Here is a 21,030-nt window from a genome sequence, read left to right as displayed (position 1 = left end):
CCATTTATAATAAAATAACCATCTTTAGGTAGAAGCTTACCGAATTTATTGAAAGAAGCTTTTATTTCATCTATTCCAGAGAAGTAATCAAGATGATCCTCTTCGATATTTAGAACTATAGATATTTTAGGGTTGAAGTTTAAGAAACTATCAACATATTCACAGGCTTCTGTTATAAAGTGGTTAGAATGTCCTATTTTAACATTTCCACCAATTGATTTTAAGTTTCCACCAACTAATATTGTAGGGTCTAATTTAGCATGTTCAAATATAGTTGATAAAATTGATGTAGTAGTAGTTTTTCCATGTGTTCCTGATACAGCGATTGAATTTTTGTATTCTCTCATTAATTGTCCTAAAAATGCTGCTCTATTTATTGTCAATTTGTTTTTGTTTTTAGCTTCTACTAATTCAGGATTATCAGGATGAATAGCTGCAGTATAAACAACTATATCTATATCATCAGTTATATTCTCCTTACATTGACCTATAAAAATTTTAGCGCCTTGATCTCTTAGTTTTTTGGTAAGGTCTGATTCATTCATATCAGATCCAGAAACATTGTACTTTTTATTAAGACAAATTTCTGCCAAGGCACTCATACTAATACCACCAATACCAATAAAATGTATATTCATAAATAAAACCACCTTTCTTTTTAATTAAGTTCTATAATCTGAACTATTTATGTGGTATAATTAAATAATGTTCAATATTTAAAGTATAATCTGCAAACAATATTAATATATAATACTTTTATTAATTAAAAAATATGTTTAAACATAAATCTTATTATATCATATTATTAAAATTTATGCATTATATACTTTAAATTATAAGGATAGTGGTTTTAGGAGGTTTTTAATTATGAAGTTTAAAAGAACGGAAAGAATAGGCGCTATAGTAAAAATATTGTCAGATAACCCGAATAGAATATATACATTGAGCTTTTTTACAGAAAAGTTTAATGCTGCAAAATCTACAATAAGTGAAGATTTACTAGTTGTTAAAAATGTTTTTGAAAAATTAGAATTAGGAAGAGTAATAACTATATCAGGGGCTGCTGGTGGAGTTAAATATATACCAAAAACATCAATTGGAGAAAATAAACAATTCTTAATGGAATTATGTGAAAAGATAAATGACGATTCAAGAAAGCTTTCAGGAGGCTTTTTATATTTGATAGATTTGATTTACAATCCAGCAATAGCTGCTAAGATTGGAAAAATATTTGCTTCAAATTTAGATTATAGTGAAGCAGATTGTGTAGTAACTATGGAAACTAAAGGTATCCCAATGGCACTTATGACAGCTAAAGCTATGAATTTACCTCTAGTTATAATTAGAAAGGATATGAAGGTTTCTGAAGGACCTACATTGAGTATGACTTATGTGACTGGCGGAAGTAATAAGGTTGAAAGTATGAGTTTACCAAGAAGAGCCTTAAAACCTAATAGTAAAGTTATATTGATAGATGACTTCATGAGAGGTGGAGGAACTTTAAAAGGTATGAAGGATTTAATGCATGAGTTTGGCGCACAAGTAATAGGAACAGGTGTATTTATATCTACAACAAAACCTCAAGAAAAAATGGTAAAAGATTATATTTCATTGATAGAATTAGATGATAATGGAGAAAGTATAATCGCTAAGCCTAATTTTAAAACATTTAAGGATGAATATAGGGATTCACAATTTACGTCTGATAACTAGGAATAATCATAAAAATTAGAAAAATATTAATTTAAATTCAAAAAAAAAGAGGATATCACCTTTATTTATAGAATTATTTAGAATACAGTTTATAATAAGTAGTATTTGTCAAAATCATAAAGGGGGATATTTAGAATGAACATAACTGACGTAAGAGTAAGAAAAATAACAAACGAAGGAAAAATGAAATGTATAGTTTCTATAACTTTTGATAACCTATTTGTTGTTCATGACATTAAGGTAATAGAAGGTCATAATGGACTATTTATAGCTATGCCAAGTAGAAAAGTTGGAGAAGGTAACTTTAGAGATATAGCTCATCCAATAAACGCAGAAATGAGACAAGTTCTAGAAGACGCTGTTTTAAAAGCTTACCATGAAGCTTTAGCTCAATTAGAAGTTGCTGCTGAATAAATTTGAATATTATAATTTAGTATATATATTGAAAGCCGAATTTTAATTTCGGCTTTTTTTAATGAAGTTTTATTAATTTTAAGAAGGGAATAAATTTAAAAAATATATTAAAAAAATAATAAAGTATTATAAGTAAGAATTAATCTGAAAAAACTAGCATTTATTCTGAAAAAGTGTTATATTATTAGTGTCAAATGGGCACATTAATAGTCATTTATATCGATTATTTAGCATACTATAATAATTTTTATAACTTTTTTCAAAAAAATAAAAGTTTATTGGGAAAAAAATCGTATGAAAGTATATAATATTGTATGTAAATAGTTAATTTACAGAAAATATTTATATGAATGGAGTGAAAAGATGAACTTTAAAGCGATAATACTTGCTGCAGGTAAAGGAACTAGAATGAAATCTAAAAATCCTAAAGTAGTGCACAAGGTATGTGGAAAAGAAATGGTAAATCATGTAATTGATATTTCAAATAAATCAGGAGTGAACGATGTTGTAGTAATATTAGGACATGGCTCTGAGACTGTAAAAAATGTAATACCAGAAGAATGTATTGTAGTAATGCAAGAAGAACAATTAGGTACAGGCCATGCAGTTAAGGTGGCAAAGGATACTATAAATGACGATGATACTATAGTTGTATTATGTGGAGATACGCCTTTAATAGAAGAAGATACGCTAAAAAAACTATTCGCATATCATCTAGAAAATGAATATATGGCGACAGTTTTAACAACTAAAGTAGATGACCCAACTGGATATGGTAGGGTTATAAGAGATGCAGAAGGAAACTTCTCAAGAATAGTAGAACAAAAAGACGCTAATGAAGAAGAGCTAGCAGTAAATGAAATCAATTCAGGAATCTACTGTTTCAAAGGTGATAAACTAAAAGAAGCATTAGAGCTATTAGATAACAATAATGCTCAAGGAGAGTATTATTTAACAGATACTATGAAAATAATAAAAGACAAGGGTTCTAAAGTAGGGGCTTTCGTAGGAGCTACTATAGAAGAGCTAATGGGTGTAAATTCAAGAGTTCAATTATCACAAGCCGAAGCAATCATGAGAAAAAGAATAAACCAAAAACATATGGAAAATGGTGTTACAATAATTAATCCAGAAAATACATATATTGAATCAAATGTACAAATTGGTAAGGATACTATTGTAGAACCTGGCGTAATGTTAAAAGGAAACACTGTTATAGGAGAAGAATGTATAATAGGAATGAATTCTTCTATAACAAATTCTAAGATTGGTAATTTTACAGAAGTAAAAATATCTACTATAATAGATAGCGCTGTCGGCGAAAATACTACTGTTGGACCTTATGCATATTTAAGACCAAAGAGTAATGTAGGAAGTCATGTTAAGATAGGTGACTTTGTAGAAGTTAAAAATGCAAACATAGGAGACTACTCAAAGGCATCACATCTATCTTATATAGGAGATGCTGATGTAGGAAAAGATGTAAATATTGGATGTGGAGTAGTATTTGTAAATTATGATGGTAAAAATAAATTTAGATCAACAGTTGAAGATGGAGCTTTTATAGGTTCTAATTCAAATTTAGTTGCCCCAGTTCATGTTGAACATAAAGGATATATAGCAACAGGATCAACTATAACTGATGATGTACCAGATGGAGCATTAGCTATAGCTAGACAAAGACAAGTTGTAAAAGAAGGTTGGGTAGCTAAAAAAGAAGCAAGAGACGCAGCAAAAGAAAAACAAAAATAAATTTGCCTTTTATAGACATGCGTGTCTAAAAATAATATATAAATTTTTCGGGAGGATAAGAATGAATACTAGCGGAAGTGAGATTAAAATTATCACTGGTAATGCAAATCCAGAACTAGCAGCTAAGATAGCTGAGAGAGTAGGAGTTAAAGTTTCAGAATGTGAAGTAACTAAATTCAGCGATGGTGAAATATCAGTAAACATAAAAGAAACAATAAGAGGTTGTGATGTTTTCGTAGTTCAATCTACAAACAACCCAGTAAACCAAAACTTAATGGAATTATTAATAATAATAGATGCATTAAAGAGAGCATCTGCAGGTAGAATAACAGCAGTTATCCCTTATTACGGATATGCAAGACAAGACAGAAAAGCAAAATCAAGAGATCCAATAACTGCAAAATTAGTTGCAAACTTAATAACTGCAGCTGGAGCAGATAGAGTTTTAACTATGGATTTACATGCTGCTCAAATACAAGGATATTTTGATATACCAGTAGATCATCTTCTAGGACAAAATCTATTAGCTGATTATTTCAATAAAATGCATTTAGAAGATTTAACAGTAGTTTCACCAGACTTAGGAAGTGTTACTAGATCTAGAAAATTTGCTAACCAATTAGAAGGAGATGTTCCACTAGCAATAATCGATAAGAGAAGACCAAAAGCTAACGTTTCAGAAGTTATGAACTTAATAGGAGACGTTGAAGGAAGAAATATAATCATGCTTGACGATATGATAGATACAGCTGGTACAATAACAAATGCAGCTAATGCATTAAAGAAATTTGGTGCTAAAGATATATATGCTTGCTGTACACATGCAGTTTTATCAGGTCCAGCAATAGAAAGAATAAAGGAATCTTCTATAACTAAATTAATAGTTTTAGATACAATAAAACTTCCAGAAGAAAAGAAATTAGATAATATAGAAATATTAACAGTAGCAGATTTATTTGCTAATGCAATTAAGAAAATATTCAACAATGAATCTATTAGTATATTATTCTAATAAGATAATTATATAAAAACTCGTTAATGTAAGGTATTGCAGAAATGATTCGTCATTTTAGCAATACCTTTATTTTATTTGTATATAAATGTGAAATTTTAACAATAATATAAATAGAAATTATCCACAGTATATAAATAAAAAGAGAGGAGAAATTTATGGATTTATTAACAATACTTGATAAAGCTGTGAATTTAAATGCATCAGATGTACATATAACAGTAGATTTATCCCCAATTGCTAGAGTTAATGGTAAATTTATAAAGCTACAACAACAAATTCTTACTAATCAAGATGTGTATAACTTATTAAAGCAAATTATCGATGAAAAACTTATACACAAGATTAACACAGAGGGAGAACTAGATTTTTCTATATCTCTATCTAATGGATATAGAGTGAGGGCTAATATTTATAAACAAAAAGGTAATTATGCTATGGCGTTGAGAATAATACCAAGAGAAATACCAGCTTTTGAAGAACTTAAATTACCGGAAGTTATAAAAGAGTTTGCTAAAAAACAGAAAGGGTTGATTTTGATAACAGGTCCTACTGGCAGTGGAAAATCCACAACACTTGCAAGCTTGATAGATTTAATTAACAAAACTAGACAATGCCATATTATAACCCTAGAAGATCCAATAGAATACCTCCACAAACATAAAAAGAGCATAGTAAATCAGCGTGAAATTGGAAAGGATTCGATAGATTTTAATTCGGCACTCAGAGCTAGCTTAAGGCAAGACCCAGACGTGATTTTAGTTGGTGAGATGAGAGACCCAGAGACTATTTCAATAGCATTAAGAGCTGCTGAAACAGGTCATTTAGTATTTTCGACTATGCATACTATAGGAGCCGCTAAAACCATAGATAGGATAATAGATTCGTTTGAAGCATCTAAGCAGCAGCAAATAAGAAGTCAGCTATCGACTGTATGTACAGGCATCGTCTCACAGCAATTAATCCCCTCTATAGATGAATCATCCCGAATAGTAGCTACAGAGGTTATGATAGCTAATACTGCTATAAGAAACTTAATAAGAGAAAATAAAATTTACCAAATTCAAAATATAATCCAAACCTCATCAAAACAAAATATGTTCTCTATGGATCAGGACGTTTCTAGACTTTATAAACAAGGATTAATATCTAAGGAGAGTTTATTGAGTAGATGTGATGATTTACAGTATGTTAGAAAGATTGTACAGATATAAATAGAATATCAAGTCTATAAAAGTATAATAAATCTATAAATATATTATTATGATTTGCGTTATAATGGTCATTTTTTTAATAGTATCCTATATTGAAAATAAATTAATATACATAATATGCAAGGAGATTAAACCATCTTTATCTAATACTATAATAATATATTCAACAAGTATAATAATGTGCTTATTAATATATAATAAATATAAAATAACTACAGATTCTATAAGTTATTTTTTATTAATCCCATTTATAATATTGATTTCAATAATAGATTTTCATACAACTTTTGTGTACGATATAACTGTAGTTAGTGGTATAATAATTCAGAGTGTAGTATTTATTTTGATGAAAATACCTTATGTCTCTTTATTAGACCATTTAGAGGGTCTAGTAATAGGGCTTTTACTGTCTTTTTTGATATGTAAAGCTACAGGGGCAATAGCAGAGGGTGATATAGGATTTTATGGGTTATGTTGCTTTGTATTGGGAGCTAAACATAGCCTTAACGTGTTTGTATTGTCATTTTTGATAACCTCTTTGTTTGGAATTTTAATTATTTTAAAGCAAAGAAGGATAGATTTAAAAGTAAGAATACCATTTACACCATTTATTTCTATTGCCACGATTTTAATCATGTTAACACAATATGATATAATAAAAATCTATTTTGAAATTATAAGTTAAAAAATATAAAGGAGGCGAAAATTTTGTATATAATAGTGGGATTAGGAAATCCAGGAGACAAATACGCAAAAACAAGACATAATGTTGGATTTAATGTTATAGATCTTTTAGCAAAAGAATATTCAATAGATGTTAGTAGAATAAAACATAAAGCACTGACTGGAGAAGGAAGAGTCGGAACTGAAAAGGTAATATTAGTAAAACCTATAACATATATGAATTTAAGTGGAGAGTCAGTTGCTGATATATGTAATTATTACAATATAGATTTAGAAAACTTAATTGTAATATACGATGATATAGATTTAGATATAGGCAAAATCAGAATCAGAAAAAAAGGCAGCGGTGGAACTCATAATGGAATGAAATCTATAATAAAATGTCTAGGCTCTAATGAATTTCCAAGAGTTAGAGTTGGAATATCAAAACCTCAAAATGGACAAGATTTAGCAGATTTTGTTTTATCTAGATTTAGTAAGGAAGATGAAAAAAATCTTCAAGAAAGCTACGAACATGCAGTCGCAGCAGTTGACTGTGCTATTAGAGAGAATTTAGATTTAGCAATGAATAGATACAATGTAAAATAAGGAGGGGCTATATGGAGGATGTTTTTGTATACCCTTTAAAAAACTCAAATGAGTATAAGGAGATTGTAAACTCAATATGTAATAAAAAAGGATCATTACAGCTAAATGGTCTTTTATCTATGCAAAAGCCACATATAACTTATTCTCTATTTAAGGAGTTATCTAGACCTACTTTGTTTATCGCCAACAGTGATTTAGAAGCAAAGAAGGTCTATAACGAGCTTCGTTTTTATACTAAGGATAAGGTGGAGTATCTGAGCACAGATGAGATTTATTTTTATCATTTAGATGCAAAGGATAGAAATGAAGAAGCAAAAAAATTAAGAGTATTATTAAAATTAGCAAAGAAACAAAAAACAATATTAGTTACATCTATAGATGCACTACTAAAAAAATATATACCTAAAGATGTTTTATTAGATAATATACTTAACTATAAGGTAGGAGATATTATAGATTTAGAGGCTCTAAGTGAAAAATTAGTTAAATTAGGATATGAGAGAGTTTCTAGAATAGAAGGTCTCGGTCAATTTAGCATTAGAGGTGGAATAATAGATGTGTATTCACTAGAATATACGCATCCTATTCGTATAGAGTTGTTTGATGATGAAATCGATTCTATACGTACTTTTGATGTGTTTTCTCAAAAATCTATAGAAAAAATAAAAAAAGTAGTAATAACTCCATCGAGAGAATTTATTTATCCAGAAGATACGAGTTTAGCTGTTAAAAAAATTAAGGAAGAGACTAATCAATATACTGATGATGATGTTTTTAACAATATGGATAATATAGCTAATAAAACTTATTTCCAAGGTGTAGAAAATTATATCGATTATCTATATGACGATGTAAACAAAAGTTTATTTACTTATCTTCCTGATAATGCCATAATAGTAGTGAATGATATCTCTAGGCTTAAAGAACGATGTCAAAACTATTTGAATGAATTTAAGGATAATTACAAACTAAATCTTGAGAGAGGTTTAGCTATAAAAAATCAGGGAAAGTTACTTTATACTTATGAAGATTTGCCGTTTTTAATTGACGATAAGAAATTAATTATAAATTCGTTATTGCCAAAGCCGGTAAATGATTTTTCAGTAACTAATATAATTAATTTTGAATCAAGGGAAATTCCTACATACAATTCAAAAATGAATGTATTAGCAGAGGATCTAAATAGACTTAGATACAACGGCTATAAAGTAATATTAGCAGTGAATTCTTCTGATAGATGTAAAAAGTTACATGAGGATTTATTTAATCTAGGACTAGAAGCTACAATATCAAAAAGTAGAAATATAGAGATAAAATCTTCGCAAATAGTAATTATTCCGGCAAATATTAGTAAGGGCTTTGAGTATAAATCTATAAAATTTCAAGTCATAACAGACAATGAAATAATAGGCGTAAACAAAAGAACTTCTAAAAAATCTAAAAAGAAAAAGAACAAAGATGGTCAAAAAATTGAATCATTTTTAGATTTAAAAATAGGAGATTATGTAGTTCATGAAAATAGTGGTATTGGTAGATACACAGGTATAGAGCAAATTTTAGTCGATGGAGTCAAAAAGGATTACTTAAAAATAATTTATCAAGGTGGAGACAACCTATATGTGCCTATAGATCAAATGGATAAGGTTCAAAAGTATATAGGTGCAGAGGCTCAAAGAGTTAAGCTAAATAAACTTGGAACAAATGAATGGACAAAAGCAAAAGCAAAGGTTAAACGTGAAATAGAAGACATGACAAAGGATTTAGTTGAGCTTTATGCAAAAAGAGAAAAAATCAAAGGTTATAAGTTTTCTAAAGATACTGTTTGGCAAAAAGAATTTGAATCATTGTTTCCATACGAAGAAACTGAAGATCAGTTAAAAGCTATCAAAGAAACTAAAAAAGATATGGAATCGTCAAAGGTAATGGATAGACTTGTATGCGGAGATGTTGGATATGGTAAGACTGAGGTTGCTATAAGAGCCGCATTTAAAGCTTGTATGGATCAAAAACAAGTGGCAATATTAGTTCCTACAACTATTTTAGCTCAACAGCATTACAACACGTTTAAAGAGAGATTTGAGAATTATCCTATTAGAGTAGAGGTTTTGAGTAGATTCAAGACGGCTAAACAACAAAGGGAGATAATAAACGACGCGAAAAAAGGATTAGTAGACATTCTTATAGGAACACATAGAATTATTTCAAATGATATTAGTCTACCTAATTTAGGACTAGTTGTAATTGATGAGGAACAACGATTTGGAGTTAAGCATAAGGAATCTCTTAAGAAATTTAAAAATACAGTAGACGTATTGACTTTATCAGCTACTCCTATACCTAGAACACTACACATGTCTTTAAGTGGAATTAGAGACATGAGTGTAATAGAAGAACCGCCACAGGAAAGACATCCAGTCATAACTTATGTAGCAGAAGCAAAAGAGAGTATTATTCAAGATGAAATAGAAAGAGAAATTGCAAGGGGAGGTCAGGTATTCTTTGTTTATAATAGAGTTGAACATATTGAAGAAATGGCAAGTATGGTTCAAAAATTAGTACCTGATGCAAAAGTTGCCGTTGCCCATGGTAGAATGACGTCAAAAACTCTTGAAAATATTATATTAGCATTTTTAAATAAGGAATACGATGTTTTAGTTTGTACTACAATTATTGAAACAGGTATGGATATATCAAATGCAAATACAATGATTATATACGATGCAGATAAAATGGGACTTGCCCAGCTTTACCAATTGAGGGGTAGGGTAGGAAGAAGTTCTAGACAAGGATATGCTTATTTAATGTATGAAAAGGACAAGGTTTTAAGTGAAGTAGCAGAGAAGAGATTAAAGGCTATCAGAGAGTTTACTGAGTTCGGATCTGGCTTTAAAATAGCTATGAGAGACTTGGAAATAAGAGGTGCAGGTAATATTTTAGGAGCGCAACAGCATGGACATATGGCAGTCATAGGTTATGATTTATATGTTAAAATGTTAAATGAAGCTATAAAGAAGGTCAAAGGAGAACCAATTGAAGAAGAAATAGATGTTGAAATTAATTTAGCCGTAAATGCATACATTCCAAATTCTTATATATCAGAAGAAGCTGATAAGATAGAAATGTATAAAAAAATAGCATCTATAGAAAATAAAGATGACATGGAAGAAATTAGAGAGGAATTAGTAGATAGATTCTCTGATTTACCTAAATCAGTTGAGACCTTACTTTATATAGCATATATAAAATCTATGTGTAAAAAATTAAAAATAGAAAAAATCATCCAAAATAAAAATGAAATTAGTTTAGTACCTTTAACTAGATACAAAACTAAGGAAAAAGTTGGCTATAAAATAGTTTTAGAGTTATTAGCGTTATTAGAAAAAATGTGTAGATTAAACGAAAATAAGTAAAAATGAGGTGTGAAAATGAAAAAATTAATGACATTAGCATTGACTTTAATTTTAGGAATAAGCATGATAGGATGCTCTTCTAAGTCAGTAGCTACAGTAAATGGTGAAGGTATACCACTTGAATATTATAAAACATATGTAAACTGGACTAAATTATCATATGAAAGCTATGGATATACATCTTCTGTTTGGGAAACAGAAATGGAAGATGGAACAACTTCTAGTAGTTCAGAAGATAGTAAATCATCAGAAAAGAAAACTTATTGGGATTCTTTTAAAGAAAGCATACTTCAATCAATGGAACAATCAGAAGTAATATATCAAAAAGCTAAAGAAGTTGATGTATTGCCAACAGATGAAGAGGTTCAAGAAGCTGTAGATAGCTTTAACGAAAGTGTAAATTCAGATGACACTATAAAGGAACAAGCTGAAAAAGCAGGAATTAATGATGAATTTTTAAAATATGTTTTAACTAGAGAATTAGCTACTTCTGCTTATCAAGAGTATTATAATGAAAATACAGATGTAGAAGAATCTAAATTAAAAGAAGAATATGAAGCTAATAAAGATTCATACAATACTGTAACTGCATCTCATATATTAATATCAACAACAGATGATTCTGGTGAAGAATTATCAGATGAGAAAAAGGCAGAAGCTAAAGAAAAAGCAGAAGAAGTTCTTAAAAAAGCTAAGGCAGGAGAAGATTTCGCTGAATTAGCTAAAGAATATTCAGATGATACTTCTAATGCTGAAAGTGGTGGAGAATTAGGTGCTTTTACTTACGGACAAATGGTAGAAGAATTTAGTAAAGCAGCATTTGCTTTAGACAAAGGTGAAATTTCTGATATAGTAGAAACTTCATATGGATATCATATAATCAAAGTTACAGATAAAGCCGTTACTTATGAAACAACAAAAGACGATGTTAAGAGTGCACTTTTAAGTACTAAATTTAGTGAAGAAATTCAAAAATTAGTGGATGATGCTAAAATAGATGTAAATGAAGATAAATTAAAATCTATTTCATATAAGTAAATTATGCAATAAAATAAACTAAAAATAAGGGGAATAATTTGTTGAAGTTATTCTCCTTATTTTTTTTAAAATTAAGTAATAATTATATAAAAAAATGCACAAATTAATAAAAATCCATTTTGTAAAATATAAATTTAAATTTGTAAAAAATTCTAAAACAGTATTTTAAAATTAAAAATATAATTAAATTATAAAAAATTTTTGACAAAAAATAAATAATTATTATATAATGTTAACCGAAATTTGTATATTTTTCTTTTGAATGGTAAAAATACAATAAAAGAAATTAATGGAGGGATTATCATAAATGAGAGCAACAGGTATAGTTAGAAGAATAGATGACTTAGGAAGAGTTGTTATTCCAAAAGAAATAAGAAAGACTTTAAGAATAAGAGAAGGAGATCCACTAGAAATATTTACAGCTAAAGATGGAGAGGTTATACTAAAAAAATACTCGCCAATAGGAGAATTAAATGAATTCTCACAAGAATACGCTGAAACATTAGGAGAAATATTAGGACATGGTGTTATTGTAACTGATTTAGATTCTATAGTATCAGTATCTAAACTACCTAAAAAAGATTATAAAGAAAAAAATATAAGTAAAGAGTTAGAACAATTAATAGAAAATAGAGAAGTAAAACAAATAAAAGACGAAAATAAAATACCGCTATACAAAGATGATAATAATTTTTATAATGGCCAAATAATAATGCCTATAATAAGTACATCAGGAGATTGTATAGGAAGTATAGTCATAGTTACAAAAGAAAATGAAAACTTCCAAGAAGGAATAGACAAAATTCTTAAAGTAGCTTGTAGTTTTTTAGGAAAGCAAGTTCAATAATTTATTAAAAGGCCCTTTAATAGAGGGTCTTTAATTTTTAAAATTATTGAAATTATTTAATAAAAAATTATTAAGAAATAATTAAAAATGTGGAAAATATTGAATAAATCGTTATAAGTGTGATATATTAAGTTTTGTTACAAAAGTTTATATACGAATTGTAGTAGTTTATATATAAAACAGTTTTGATATTTTAAGGTGAAAAGATATTATTTGCAATCTGAAATGAATATAATTTCATATGTCTAATAAATTGGAGGTTAAAAATTATGGATAACAACAAAAATAAAGAATCCTTTTTAAAAGGAGCGCTTATACTTGGTGCAGCGGGTGTTGTTGTTAAGATAATGGGAGCATTTTTTAGAATACCACTTGGAAACTTGATAGGATCAACTGGTATGGGATATTATCAAGCTGTATATCCTGTCTATACATTATTTTTAACATTAGCAACAGCAGGATTTCCTACTGCATTGGCTAAATTAGTTTCAGAGAAAAGAGCTATTGGAGATTATGGCGGAGCGAACAAGACATTTAGAATAGCATCAACTGTATTATTTATCACAGGACTTATTTCGTTCTGTATATTCTATTTTGGAGCGGACTTTATAGTTACAGTTATAATGAAAAATAAGGGCGCATATGCCAGTATGGTGGCAATAGCACCAGCGCTTTTATTTGTACCACTTATGTCTTCGTTTAGAGGATATTTCCAAGGTAGAAGAGAAATGAGTAAGATTGCAATTTCTCAAATGGTAGAACAATTCTTTAGAGTTGTGCTAGGTATAGGAATTGCGTATTACTGGATGGTTAGCTTTGGACCTGAAAGAGGAGCTGCCGGTGGTGTTTTAGGAGCTGCTATAGGTGGATTTGCATCAATTGCATTTTTAATTATGGCTTATTTTAAAGGTTCAAAAGAACGTAAAGCTGAACTTGAGGCGAGTAAACATATTAAAGTTGAAAGCACAAAAACAATATTAAAAAGAATTTTATACGTTGCAATACCAATAACTATAGGTGCATGTGTTATGCCTTTAGTAAACATGGTAGATAGTATAGTTGTCGTAAGAAGACTTCAAGAAAGTGGTTTTGATGTAAAAACAGCAAACTCTTTATTAGGACAATTAACAGGTATGGCTATGGCAACAGTAAACTTACCAGTATTTATAGACCAAGCTATAGGTATGAGTTTAGTTCCATCTATTTCAGAGGCTTGTGCATTAAATCAACGTTCAAGAGCTAAGAAAGAGGCTAGAAACGGAATAAAAATGATTTTACTTATAGTATTACCTTGTGCTTTTGGATTAGCATCTCTAGCTACTCCAATAATGAATTTATTATATCCAGGTGAAACAGGAGCTATAGGACAAATGCTATTTGCATGTGCGCCTTCTGCTATATTCTTAGGATTAATATATGCACAAAATGGTATACTTCAAGGTATGGGTAAACCTATGGTTCCAGTTATTGCTTTAGCAATAGGTATGGTATTTAAAGTCATATTAAGTTATACTTTAACAGGAATACCATCTATAAATGTTTTCGGTTCAGCTATAGGTACTTTAACTGCATATGCAGTTGCATCATTAATTGAATTTATGTACATAAAGAAAACTCTAAATATGAGATTCTCTAAAAAAGAATTTTTAATAAAACCATTATTAACAGTAACAACTATGTTTGTAGCTGTTAAGATATGCTACGGTTTAGTATCAATGGTATTTGGAAATGCAATATCAACAGTAATTTCTATTATGGTTGGTGGAGTTGTTTATGTAGTAGTATTATTTGCTATTGGCGGAATGAAAAAAGATGAAATATTAATAATGCCAAAAGGTGAAAAAATATATAAAATGTTAAAAAAATTAAAGTTAATGAATTAGAATAGGAATAGATATTGAAATAAAGACAATAATTATAATGACATTGTTTTTGTAGTGTATTTACTAGGAGTGATAATATGGGTAAAATATCAATTGTAGGTTTAGGTCCTGGAGATTATTCTTTAATCAGCCAAGGAGCTTTAGAGTTATTACAGTCATCTGATAGAATTTTTTTAAGAACAGAAAAGCATCCTACTGTGGATCAATTAAAAAATCAAATAAATTATACAAGCTTAGATTATTTCTATGAAAAAGAAGAAAATTTTGAGAATGTATATTTTCATATATCTGAATTTATAATAGAACAAGCTAAAGAGGGCGACTTAGTGTACGCTGTTCCAGGGCATCCAAGGGTAGCAGAGAAGACTGTAGGCATAATAGAGCAGTTAGCTACTGAAAACAACATAGAAGTCGAAGTAATAGCTTCTATGAGCTTTGTAGATGCTATGTTTAACTTTTTAGCAGTAGACCCAGCAGATGGTTTTAGATTAGTAGATGCTTTTGAACTTGAAAATTCCCCTATTGATCCTAGAACTAATACAATCGTCACACAAGTTTACGATGAATTTATAGCATCAAATGTTAAGTTAAAATTAATGGATTACTATGACGATGAACAAGAGGTTTATATAGTTAATGGAGCTGGTATTAAGGGCTTAGAACAAAAAGTTCCAGTGAAACTATATGAAATAGATAGATATAGAGAGTTATTTGATTATTTAACTAGTCTATATATACCAAAATCTTCAAAAAAAATGTATAATACTGTATATGATTTACAATCAGTTATGAAAATCTTGAGAAGTCCAGATGGTTGCGAATGGGATAAGAAACAAACTCATGAAACCTTAAAAAAATCTCTAATAGAAGAAGCGTACGAAGTAAATCAAGCTATTGACAACGATGATATAGACGAGCTTATAGAAGAGCTTGGAGATGTGCTTTTACAAGTTATATTCCACTGTGAAATAGGAGAAGAAGAGGGATTTTTTAATTTAGGAGATGTAACTAGTGCAATATGTAAAAAGCTTATACATAGACACCCACATGTTTTCAAAAGAGAAGAGATCGATATGAACGAATTTGATAAGACATGGGAAAATCTTAAACGAGAAGAAAAGGGTGAGACTACTGTTACAGAAGGGCTAAAACGAATTCCAGTGTATTTACCAGCCTTGATGAAGGCTAAAAAGATACAAAAAAAAGCAGCTTTAGTAGGTTTTGACTGGGACGATATCGATGACGTTTATAAAAAAGTTGTTGAAGAATATCAAGAACTACTTGACGAATGTAAATCTGGGAATATAAAATACATAAAGGAAGAGTTAGGAGACTTACTATTTTCAATAGTAAATTTAGCGAGATTTTTAAAGGTAGATCCAGAAGAGGCATTAAATATTACGAATGACAAATTTATTAAAAGATTTGACTTTGTTGAGCAGAGTGCTATAAAATTAAACAAGAGACTGGAAGATATGACATTAGAAGAAATGGATGAACTTTGGGAACAGGCTAAATTTCAATAAATTTTAGAAGGAAATTTCTAGCGTGTATAGAACTAAGAATTAATGGGTTTTATACGATAAACAATTTAGGAGGTAAATATTGTGAATAAAGCTGAATTAGTATCAAAAATGGCAGAAAAAAGTGAATTAACAAAGAAAGAAGCTGAAATGGCTTTAAATGCTTTAATGGAATCAATCCAAGAAGCATTAGTATCAGGAGAAAAAGTTCAATTAGTAGGATTTGGAACTTTCGAAACTAGAGAAAGAGCTGCAAGAAAAGGTAGAAATCCAAGAAATCCAGAACAAGTAATTGATATACCAGCTTCAAAAGCTCCAGTGTTCAAAGCTGGAAAATCTCTTAAAGAAGCAATAAATCAAGCATAATATAAAATTTAGGTATTTAAACATCTAAACATTTAATAATACAGTATAGTAATTTTAAATAATTACTTTGCAAGAGATGAAAGAATATTTTTATAAAAAAGGACTAAGTAATTATAATGCTTAGCCCTTTTTTATTACTATTTTAGAGGAGACAAATATATGAGATTAGATAAATTTTTAAAGGTTTCAAGAATTATAAAACGTAGAACAGTAGCAAAGGATGCATGTGACAAGGGAATTGTTACAATAAATGGAAAAGTAGCTAAGTCATCTACAGAGGTAAAAATAGGTGATATACTAGAAATAACTTTCGGTGAGAAAAAAATGAAATTTAAAATAAATGAGATCAGAGAGCATGTTTTAAAAGCAGACGCAAAGGAAATGTACGAAATAGTAGAATAATATTAAAAAATCCTCAGTATATTTATATTAGTATATAAATAAATTTGAGGTGATAAAGTGGAACATAATATAAGTTTAAAAGGTAGATCGGATTTGTTAATATCAGGTGTAGAACACATATATTCCTTCAGTGATAAAAAAGTGGAAATACAAACTTGTGAAGGAAGATTGGTAATAGACGGAGAGGCGTTGGATATGAACAAATTAAACCTTGAAGAAAACGTAATAAGTGTTCAAGGAACAATAAACTCCATAGTCTATTCTAAATCTAAAAAAGCACAAGAAAGCTTTTTGAAAAAGGTTTTTAAATAAATGAATTATTTTATAGAAGATTTAAACGTATTTTATGCTACCATTTACGGTGGAATAGCGATAGGGATTTTATTTGATATTAACAGATCACTGAAAAATAATTTTAAATTTATAAAAAGAATATCATTTGTATTCGATATATTATTTTGGGCAATAGTCACATTGATTATTTTTATAGTTATAAATGCCACTAGTAAATTTGAACTGAGATATTATCATTTTATAGCTCTATTAGTTGGATTTGTTTTATATTACAATACTATAAGCAAATTCATACTTAGATTTAACAGCATAGTGATAAATTTTATTAAATCCTTTATAAAAAAGTTTGTATTAAGTATAGTCGGAATGTTGGAGAATTTGTATTACATTATAGTCTATTCAATACATCTTTTATTTGATATCATATTTTACATACCAAACATTGTTTTTATAAAAGGAAAGTCATCTAAAAGGCCTTTGGTAAAAAAGAAAATGAAAAAGGGTGTATAGTATGAACTTAAGAAAAAAATTCTCTGGTCAATGCATATTAATTTATATGTTTGTGTCTTTTATAACTTTTACTTTGATAGTCGGAGTCGTAGTTCAATTACAAAATATTAGAGATTACAAAGAGGAGATTTCTAGATTAGAATGTGAAATAAATGATACAGAGAACCAGATAAAAAATTTTCAAAATAATAAATCCTATAAAAATGATGATGAATTAGAACGTTTAGCAAGAAATCAACTAGGCATGGTTAAAAAAAATGAGATAATATACTTAGAAAAATAAATTTAGGAATTTAAATAACTAAATGGTAACTCTTTTGGGGTTGCCTTTTTTGTTTTATAATAAATACAATAAAGCTATATTAAAAATCTAGGAGGACAAAATGAAAATAGGAACTATAGACATAGGGACAAACTCTATGAGATTATTAACTGCTGTATATAAAGACAAAAAGATAATAGATAGAAAAAAGTATGTGAATACTACTAGAATAGGCCAAGGTGTAGATGACAAGGGATATATATCAAAAGAAGCTATAGATAGAAATATAGAGGCTCTGAAGGAATTTAAGGCTATTTGTGACAGTGAAGGCTGCGATTATATATACTGTATGGGTACCTCTGCTTTAAGAGACAGTAAAAATGCCAGTGAATTTATAGCCCTTGCAAAAAAAGAAACAGGAGTAGATGTAGAGGTTATCACTGGAGAGAGAGAATCTAACTTAGGATTTTTAGGAGTATTAGAAGGTGTAGAAAAAGAAGAATCGGAAGAAATCTTAGTTGTAGATATTGGAGGAGGATCTACAGAGTTTATAGTTGGAAATCAAGACGGCGTAAATTTCTGTAAAAGTGAAAATATAGGTGCTCTAAGATTAACAGAAAAATTTTTAAAAACAGAAATAGTAACTGATCAAGAATTAAACTACACAGTTGAATTCATAAATAAGACAATAGAAAATACAATAAATACAATTAAAAATAGAGATATAAAAAAATTAGTAGGTATAGGAGGAACAATTACATCTGTATCTGCAATCAATCAAAAATTAGAAGTATACTCTATGGAAAAAGTACACAACAGTAAAATATGCAAAAAAGAAGTAGACGAAATTCTACAAATGCTAAAGAATATGACATTAGAAGATAAAAAGAGACTAAATGGCCTACAACCAAAAAGAGCGGATATTATAACAGCTGGTGTAGTAATTTTAGATATAATAATGGAAAAGCTAGAATTAAATGAAATAATTGTAAGTGAATACGATAATTTGGAAGGCTTAATGTGTCAAATGGCAAAAAAGATGTCTTAAAGTTTTTTGATTTTAGGTACTAGAAATGACAAATTAATTTCTCCTGCTTTGCTACAATCTATGTAAACAAAGGAGGAGATTTTTTATGGACAGAACAGCGACCATTAAAAATAAGGGTTTTAATTACAGCAATCTAAAGCTCTCGAAAATGTTTGATTCAAAAGTTGTAATTTTTATGATAATTGGATTTTTATTAAGCAGATCAATTTTAATAGATGGTATTGCTCCATTAGGATTAGCTTTTTTCTTATATATATGTAGATTTGATAAATATAAAGTACAGGTTTTTATAGCAGTTCTGCTGGGGACTTTACTATCTTTTAACGAAGTATCTATAATAGCTAAATATGTTGTTTGTGCCAGTATAATAATGATTTTCAGTAAAAAAATAAAAGAAGTTACTGAATTATTAAAATTGAGTTTGATTGGATTTTTAATAGTATTGCCAGTATCTATGATATGTACTTTAACTACAGATATAAGCTTATATAGCTTTATTGTAGTTGGAGTTGAATCTGTTATAGTATTTACATCAATTTTTATATTTGCCTATGGTATAAAGTTTTTAGTATCCAACCAAAACAAAATGAGCATAAAAACAGAAGAGATAATATCTATCAGTTTATTAACAACTTTCAGTATCATGGGAGTGGGGCAGATGGCTATATTAGGTGTTTCGTTAAGAAGTGTTTTAGCGACGATTTTCATATTAATATCAGCTATTGTAGGAGGCGCTAGTATAGGTTCATCTTGCGGGGTAATAGTTGGACTTGCTTTTATTATTAATAATGCTATATCTGCCATATACATGGGAATATACGCATTTGCAGGTCTAATAGGTGGGGCCTTCAACCGAGTGAACAGATATTTATGTGTTTTAGGATATGTGCTAAGTTGGATAATTATATTTGCTTATACATCAGGATTGGAGTCAAATATAAATTCGATAAGAGATATTTTAATAGGAGCCTTGATTGTATCAATTCTTCCAAAGACATTTTTTGAAAGAGTTGAATCGGCTATAAAGATAAATATAAATACATCTCAATCGATAAACGATTACATAGTTAGAACTAAAGAACTTACAAACAGTAAATTAATAAATATACAAAGAGCTTATAGCGAGCTTGCAAATACATTTGAAAAAATAAGACAAAAAGACGAAATAATAAATCAAAATGATATAGCTCAGCTGATAGACATGGTTTACAAAGATGAATGTTCATATTGTAGTATGAAAAAGGTCTGTTGGGAGGTCAGATTTAATAAGACATATACGTTGATGTACAATATGATACAGAATCTAGAGGAGGGGCAGCTTACCGTTGATGCAATACCAGAGGAATTTAAAAAATCATGTATGAATCCAGAGCAGATTATAAAAATTTCAAACTACTACTATAAAATGTTTGCTCTTAATTACGATTGGAGTATGAAGTTTGAAGAAGGTAGAAAATTAATAGCTGACCAAATTAGGAATATATCTAAATCTATAAAGGATCTATCAGATGATTTAGAAATGAGTACGATGTTAGATTTAACTAAAGAAAAGAACTTATTAGATGAGCTTGAAAGAAACAACATCATAGTAAACAAGCTCAACTATCTAACTAAGGGAAAAAATGAATTTAAGATAACTATAGATAAAAATACATGTACGAATGGAGGTTTATGTGATCAAAAATTAATAAAGATAATATCAGATTATTTAGGAGAACAATTATCAGCACAAAAATATGGATGTAACATATACAAAGATACTTGCAAAATAGTTCTCACTAAGGCAGAAAAATTTACTGCTACAACACAAGCTCTTTCATTATCTAGAGATGGACATGTGTTATGTGGAGACAATTATACCTATATGGAGATTGATAATGGGCAGTATATGATGGCCATATGCGATGGCATGGGAAAAGGTAAGAGAGCCTATGATGAATCTTCTACAACTATTGATATATTAGAAAAAATGATCGAAGCTAGAATAGATAATGAAATAGTGATAAAAACAATAAATAATATGCTTTTACTTAGTAATTCAGATGAAATTTTTTCAACGTTAGACCTTGG

20 protein-coding genes are annotated in these 21,030 nt (G+C 29.0%); 19 read left to right on the top strand and 1 reads right to left on the bottom strand.

What is annotated here, in order from left to right; translation table 11 throughout:
* A partial coding sequence (locus ACI3VO_RS04650) for a Mur ligase domain-containing protein (RefSeq protein WP_439756801.1) occupies positions 1–638 on the bottom strand: 638 nt, incomplete at its 3' end.
* Between the two features lie 229 nt (positions 639–867).
* On the opposite strand from ACI3VO_RS04650, the gene purR reads away from it, so the two are divergent.
* From purR to ACI3VO_RS04555, 19 genes are all read left to right on the top strand, one after another.
* Positions 868–1,713, top strand: coding sequence for a pur operon repressor (gene purR, locus ACI3VO_RS04645; RefSeq protein ID WP_439756800.1), 846 nt, complete (start codon positions 868–870; stop codon positions 1,711–1,713).
* A 135-nt stretch (positions 1,714–1,848) separates the two neighbouring features.
* Positions 1,849–2,127 carry a septation regulator SpoVG gene (gene spoVG / locus ACI3VO_RS04640; RefSeq protein ID WP_022070784.1) on the top strand — a complete coding sequence of 93 codons (279 nt, stop codon included), beginning with the start codon at positions 1,849–1,851 and terminating at the stop codon, positions 2,125–2,127.
* Between the two features lie 363 nt (positions 2,128–2,490).
* Positions 2,491–3,879: a bifunctional UDP-N-acetylglucosamine diphosphorylase/glucosamine-1-phosphate N-acetyltransferase GlmU gene (gene glmU, locus ACI3VO_RS04635; protein ID WP_439756799.1), complete on the top strand. Its 1,389-nt coding sequence runs from the start codon at positions 2,491–2,493 to the stop codon at positions 3,877–3,879.
* Positions 3,880–3,940: 61 nt separating this feature from the next.
* Positions 3,941–4,891 carry a ribose-phosphate diphosphokinase gene (locus ACI3VO_RS04630; protein WP_439756798.1) on the top strand — a complete coding sequence of 317 codons (951 nt, stop codon included), beginning with the start codon at positions 3,941–3,943 and terminating at the stop codon, positions 4,889–4,891.
* Between the two features lie 158 nt (positions 4,892–5,049).
* Positions 5,050–6,105, top strand: a complete 1,056-nt coding sequence (locus ACI3VO_RS04625; protein ID WP_439756797.1) for a type IV pilus twitching motility protein PilT — start codon at positions 5,050–5,052, stop codon at positions 6,103–6,105.
* 178 nt (positions 6,106–6,283) lie between these two features.
* Complete coding sequence (locus ACI3VO_RS04620; RefSeq protein ID WP_439756796.1) at positions 6,284–6,790, top strand: prepilin peptidase; 507 nt, start codon at positions 6,284–6,286, stop codon at positions 6,788–6,790.
* 23 nt (positions 6,791–6,813) lie between these two features.
* Positions 6,814–7,377, top strand: coding sequence for an aminoacyl-tRNA hydrolase (pth, locus tag ACI3VO_RS04615; protein ID WP_439756795.1), 564 nt, complete (start codon positions 6,814–6,816; stop codon positions 7,375–7,377).
* 11 nt (positions 7,378–7,388) lie between these two features.
* Positions 7,389–10,787, top strand: a complete 3,399-nt coding sequence (mfd, locus tag ACI3VO_RS04610) for a transcription-repair coupling factor (protein ID WP_439756794.1) — start codon at positions 7,389–7,391, stop codon at positions 10,785–10,787.
* A 15-nt stretch (positions 10,788–10,802) separates the two neighbouring features.
* Positions 10,803–11,825 (top strand): peptidylprolyl isomerase, encoded by a 1,023-nt coding sequence (locus tag ACI3VO_RS04605; protein WP_439756793.1) that lies wholly within the window; start codon positions 10,803–10,805, stop codon positions 11,823–11,825.
* Positions 11,826–12,132: 307 nt separating this feature from the next.
* Complete coding sequence (locus ACI3VO_RS04600; RefSeq protein WP_320624491.1) at positions 12,133–12,672, top strand: stage V sporulation T C-terminal domain-containing protein; 540 nt, start codon at positions 12,133–12,135, stop codon at positions 12,670–12,672.
* Between the two features lie 269 nt (positions 12,673–12,941).
* Complete coding sequence (locus ACI3VO_RS04595) at positions 12,942–14,555, top strand: putative polysaccharide biosynthesis protein (protein WP_439756792.1); 1,614 nt, start codon at positions 12,942–12,944, stop codon at positions 14,553–14,555.
* A gap of 77 nt (positions 14,556–14,632) precedes the next feature.
* Positions 14,633–16,081: a nucleoside triphosphate pyrophosphohydrolase gene (mazG, locus tag ACI3VO_RS04590; RefSeq protein WP_439756791.1), complete on the top strand. Its 1,449-nt coding sequence runs from the start codon at positions 14,633–14,635 to the stop codon at positions 16,079–16,081.
* 81 nt (positions 16,082–16,162) lie between these two features.
* On the top strand, positions 16,163–16,444 hold the full coding sequence (locus tag ACI3VO_RS04585; protein ID WP_320626420.1) for an HU family DNA-binding protein: 282 nt from the start codon (positions 16,163–16,165) through the stop codon (positions 16,442–16,444).
* Positions 16,445–16,603: 159 nt separating this feature from the next.
* Positions 16,604–16,846 carry an RNA-binding S4 domain-containing protein gene (locus ACI3VO_RS04580; RefSeq protein WP_320626419.1) on the top strand — a complete coding sequence of 81 codons (243 nt, stop codon included), beginning with the start codon at positions 16,604–16,606 and terminating at the stop codon, positions 16,844–16,846.
* Between the two features lie 57 nt (positions 16,847–16,903).
* Positions 16,904–17,158: a YabP/YqfC family sporulation protein gene (locus tag ACI3VO_RS04575; protein ID WP_439756790.1), complete on the top strand. Its 255-nt coding sequence runs from the start codon at positions 16,904–16,906 to the stop codon at positions 17,156–17,158.
* The gene (gene yabQ / locus ACI3VO_RS04570) at positions 17,159–17,650 is read left to right on the top strand and encodes a spore cortex biosynthesis protein YabQ (RefSeq protein ID WP_439756789.1); all 492 of its coding nucleotides are present in this window, start codon (positions 17,159–17,161) and stop codon (positions 17,648–17,650) included.
* Position 17,651: 1 nt separating this feature from the next.
* Positions 17,652–17,933: an FtsB family cell division protein gene (locus ACI3VO_RS04565; protein WP_439756788.1), complete on the top strand. Its 282-nt coding sequence runs from the start codon at positions 17,652–17,654 to the stop codon at positions 17,931–17,933.
* Positions 17,934–18,033: 100 nt separating this feature from the next.
* The gene (locus ACI3VO_RS04560) at positions 18,034–18,960 is read left to right on the top strand and encodes a Ppx/GppA phosphatase family protein (RefSeq protein WP_439756787.1); all 927 of its coding nucleotides are present in this window, start codon (positions 18,034–18,036) and stop codon (positions 18,958–18,960) included.
* Between the two features lie 85 nt (positions 18,961–19,045).
* On the top strand, positions 19,046–21,030 hold a 1,985-nt coding region (locus ACI3VO_RS04555; RefSeq protein ID WP_439756786.1), incomplete at its 3' end, for a stage II sporulation protein E.

The sequence above is a fragment of the Intestinibacter sp. genome (genome assembly GCF_051866655.1).
Lineage (GTDB): Bacteria > Bacillota > Clostridia > Peptostreptococcales > Peptostreptococcaceae > Intestinibacter.
Note: the sequence above shows the minus strand (reverse complement) of the source record. Positions and strands in the feature narration are given on the sequence as shown.

Coding starts and splice junctions, on each gene's coding strand:
- purR (WP_439756800.1), top strand. CDS start 868: ATGAAGTTTAAAAGAACGGAAAGAATAGGCGCTATAGTAAAAATATTG.
- spoVG (WP_022070784.1), top strand. CDS start 1,849: ATGAACATAACTGACGTAAGAGTAAGAAAAATAACAAACGAAGGAAAA.
- glmU (WP_439756799.1), top strand. CDS start 2,491: ATGAACTTTAAAGCGATAATACTTGCTGCAGGTAAAGGAACTAGAATG.
- ACI3VO_RS04630 (WP_439756798.1), top strand. CDS start 3,941: ATGAATACTAGCGGAAGTGAGATTAAAATTATCACTGGTAATGCAAAT.
- ACI3VO_RS04625 (WP_439756797.1), top strand. CDS start 5,050: ATGGATTTATTAACAATACTTGATAAAGCTGTGAATTTAAATGCATCA.
- ACI3VO_RS04620 (WP_439756796.1), top strand. CDS start 6,284: ATGTGCTTATTAATATATAATAAATATAAAATAACTACAGATTCTATA.
- mfd (WP_439756794.1), top strand. CDS start 7,389: ATGGAGGATGTTTTTGTATACCCTTTAAAAAACTCAAATGAGTATAAG.
- ACI3VO_RS04605 (WP_439756793.1), top strand. CDS start 10,803: ATGAAAAAATTAATGACATTAGCATTGACTTTAATTTTAGGAATAAGC.
- ACI3VO_RS04600 (WP_320624491.1), top strand. CDS start 12,133: ATGAGAGCAACAGGTATAGTTAGAAGAATAGATGACTTAGGAAGAGTT.
- ACI3VO_RS04595 (WP_439756792.1), top strand. CDS start 12,942: ATGGATAACAACAAAAATAAAGAATCCTTTTTAAAAGGAGCGCTTATA.
- mazG (WP_439756791.1), top strand. CDS start 14,633: ATGGGTAAAATATCAATTGTAGGTTTAGGTCCTGGAGATTATTCTTTA.
- ACI3VO_RS04580 (WP_320626419.1), top strand. CDS start 16,604: ATGAGATTAGATAAATTTTTAAAGGTTTCAAGAATTATAAAACGTAGA.
- yabQ (WP_439756789.1), top strand. CDS start 17,159: ATGAATTATTTTATAGAAGATTTAAACGTATTTTATGCTACCATTTAC.
- ACI3VO_RS04565 (WP_439756788.1), top strand. CDS start 17,652: ATGAACTTAAGAAAAAAATTCTCTGGTCAATGCATATTAATTTATATG.
- ACI3VO_RS04560 (WP_439756787.1), top strand. CDS start 18,034: ATGAAAATAGGAACTATAGACATAGGGACAAACTCTATGAGATTATTA.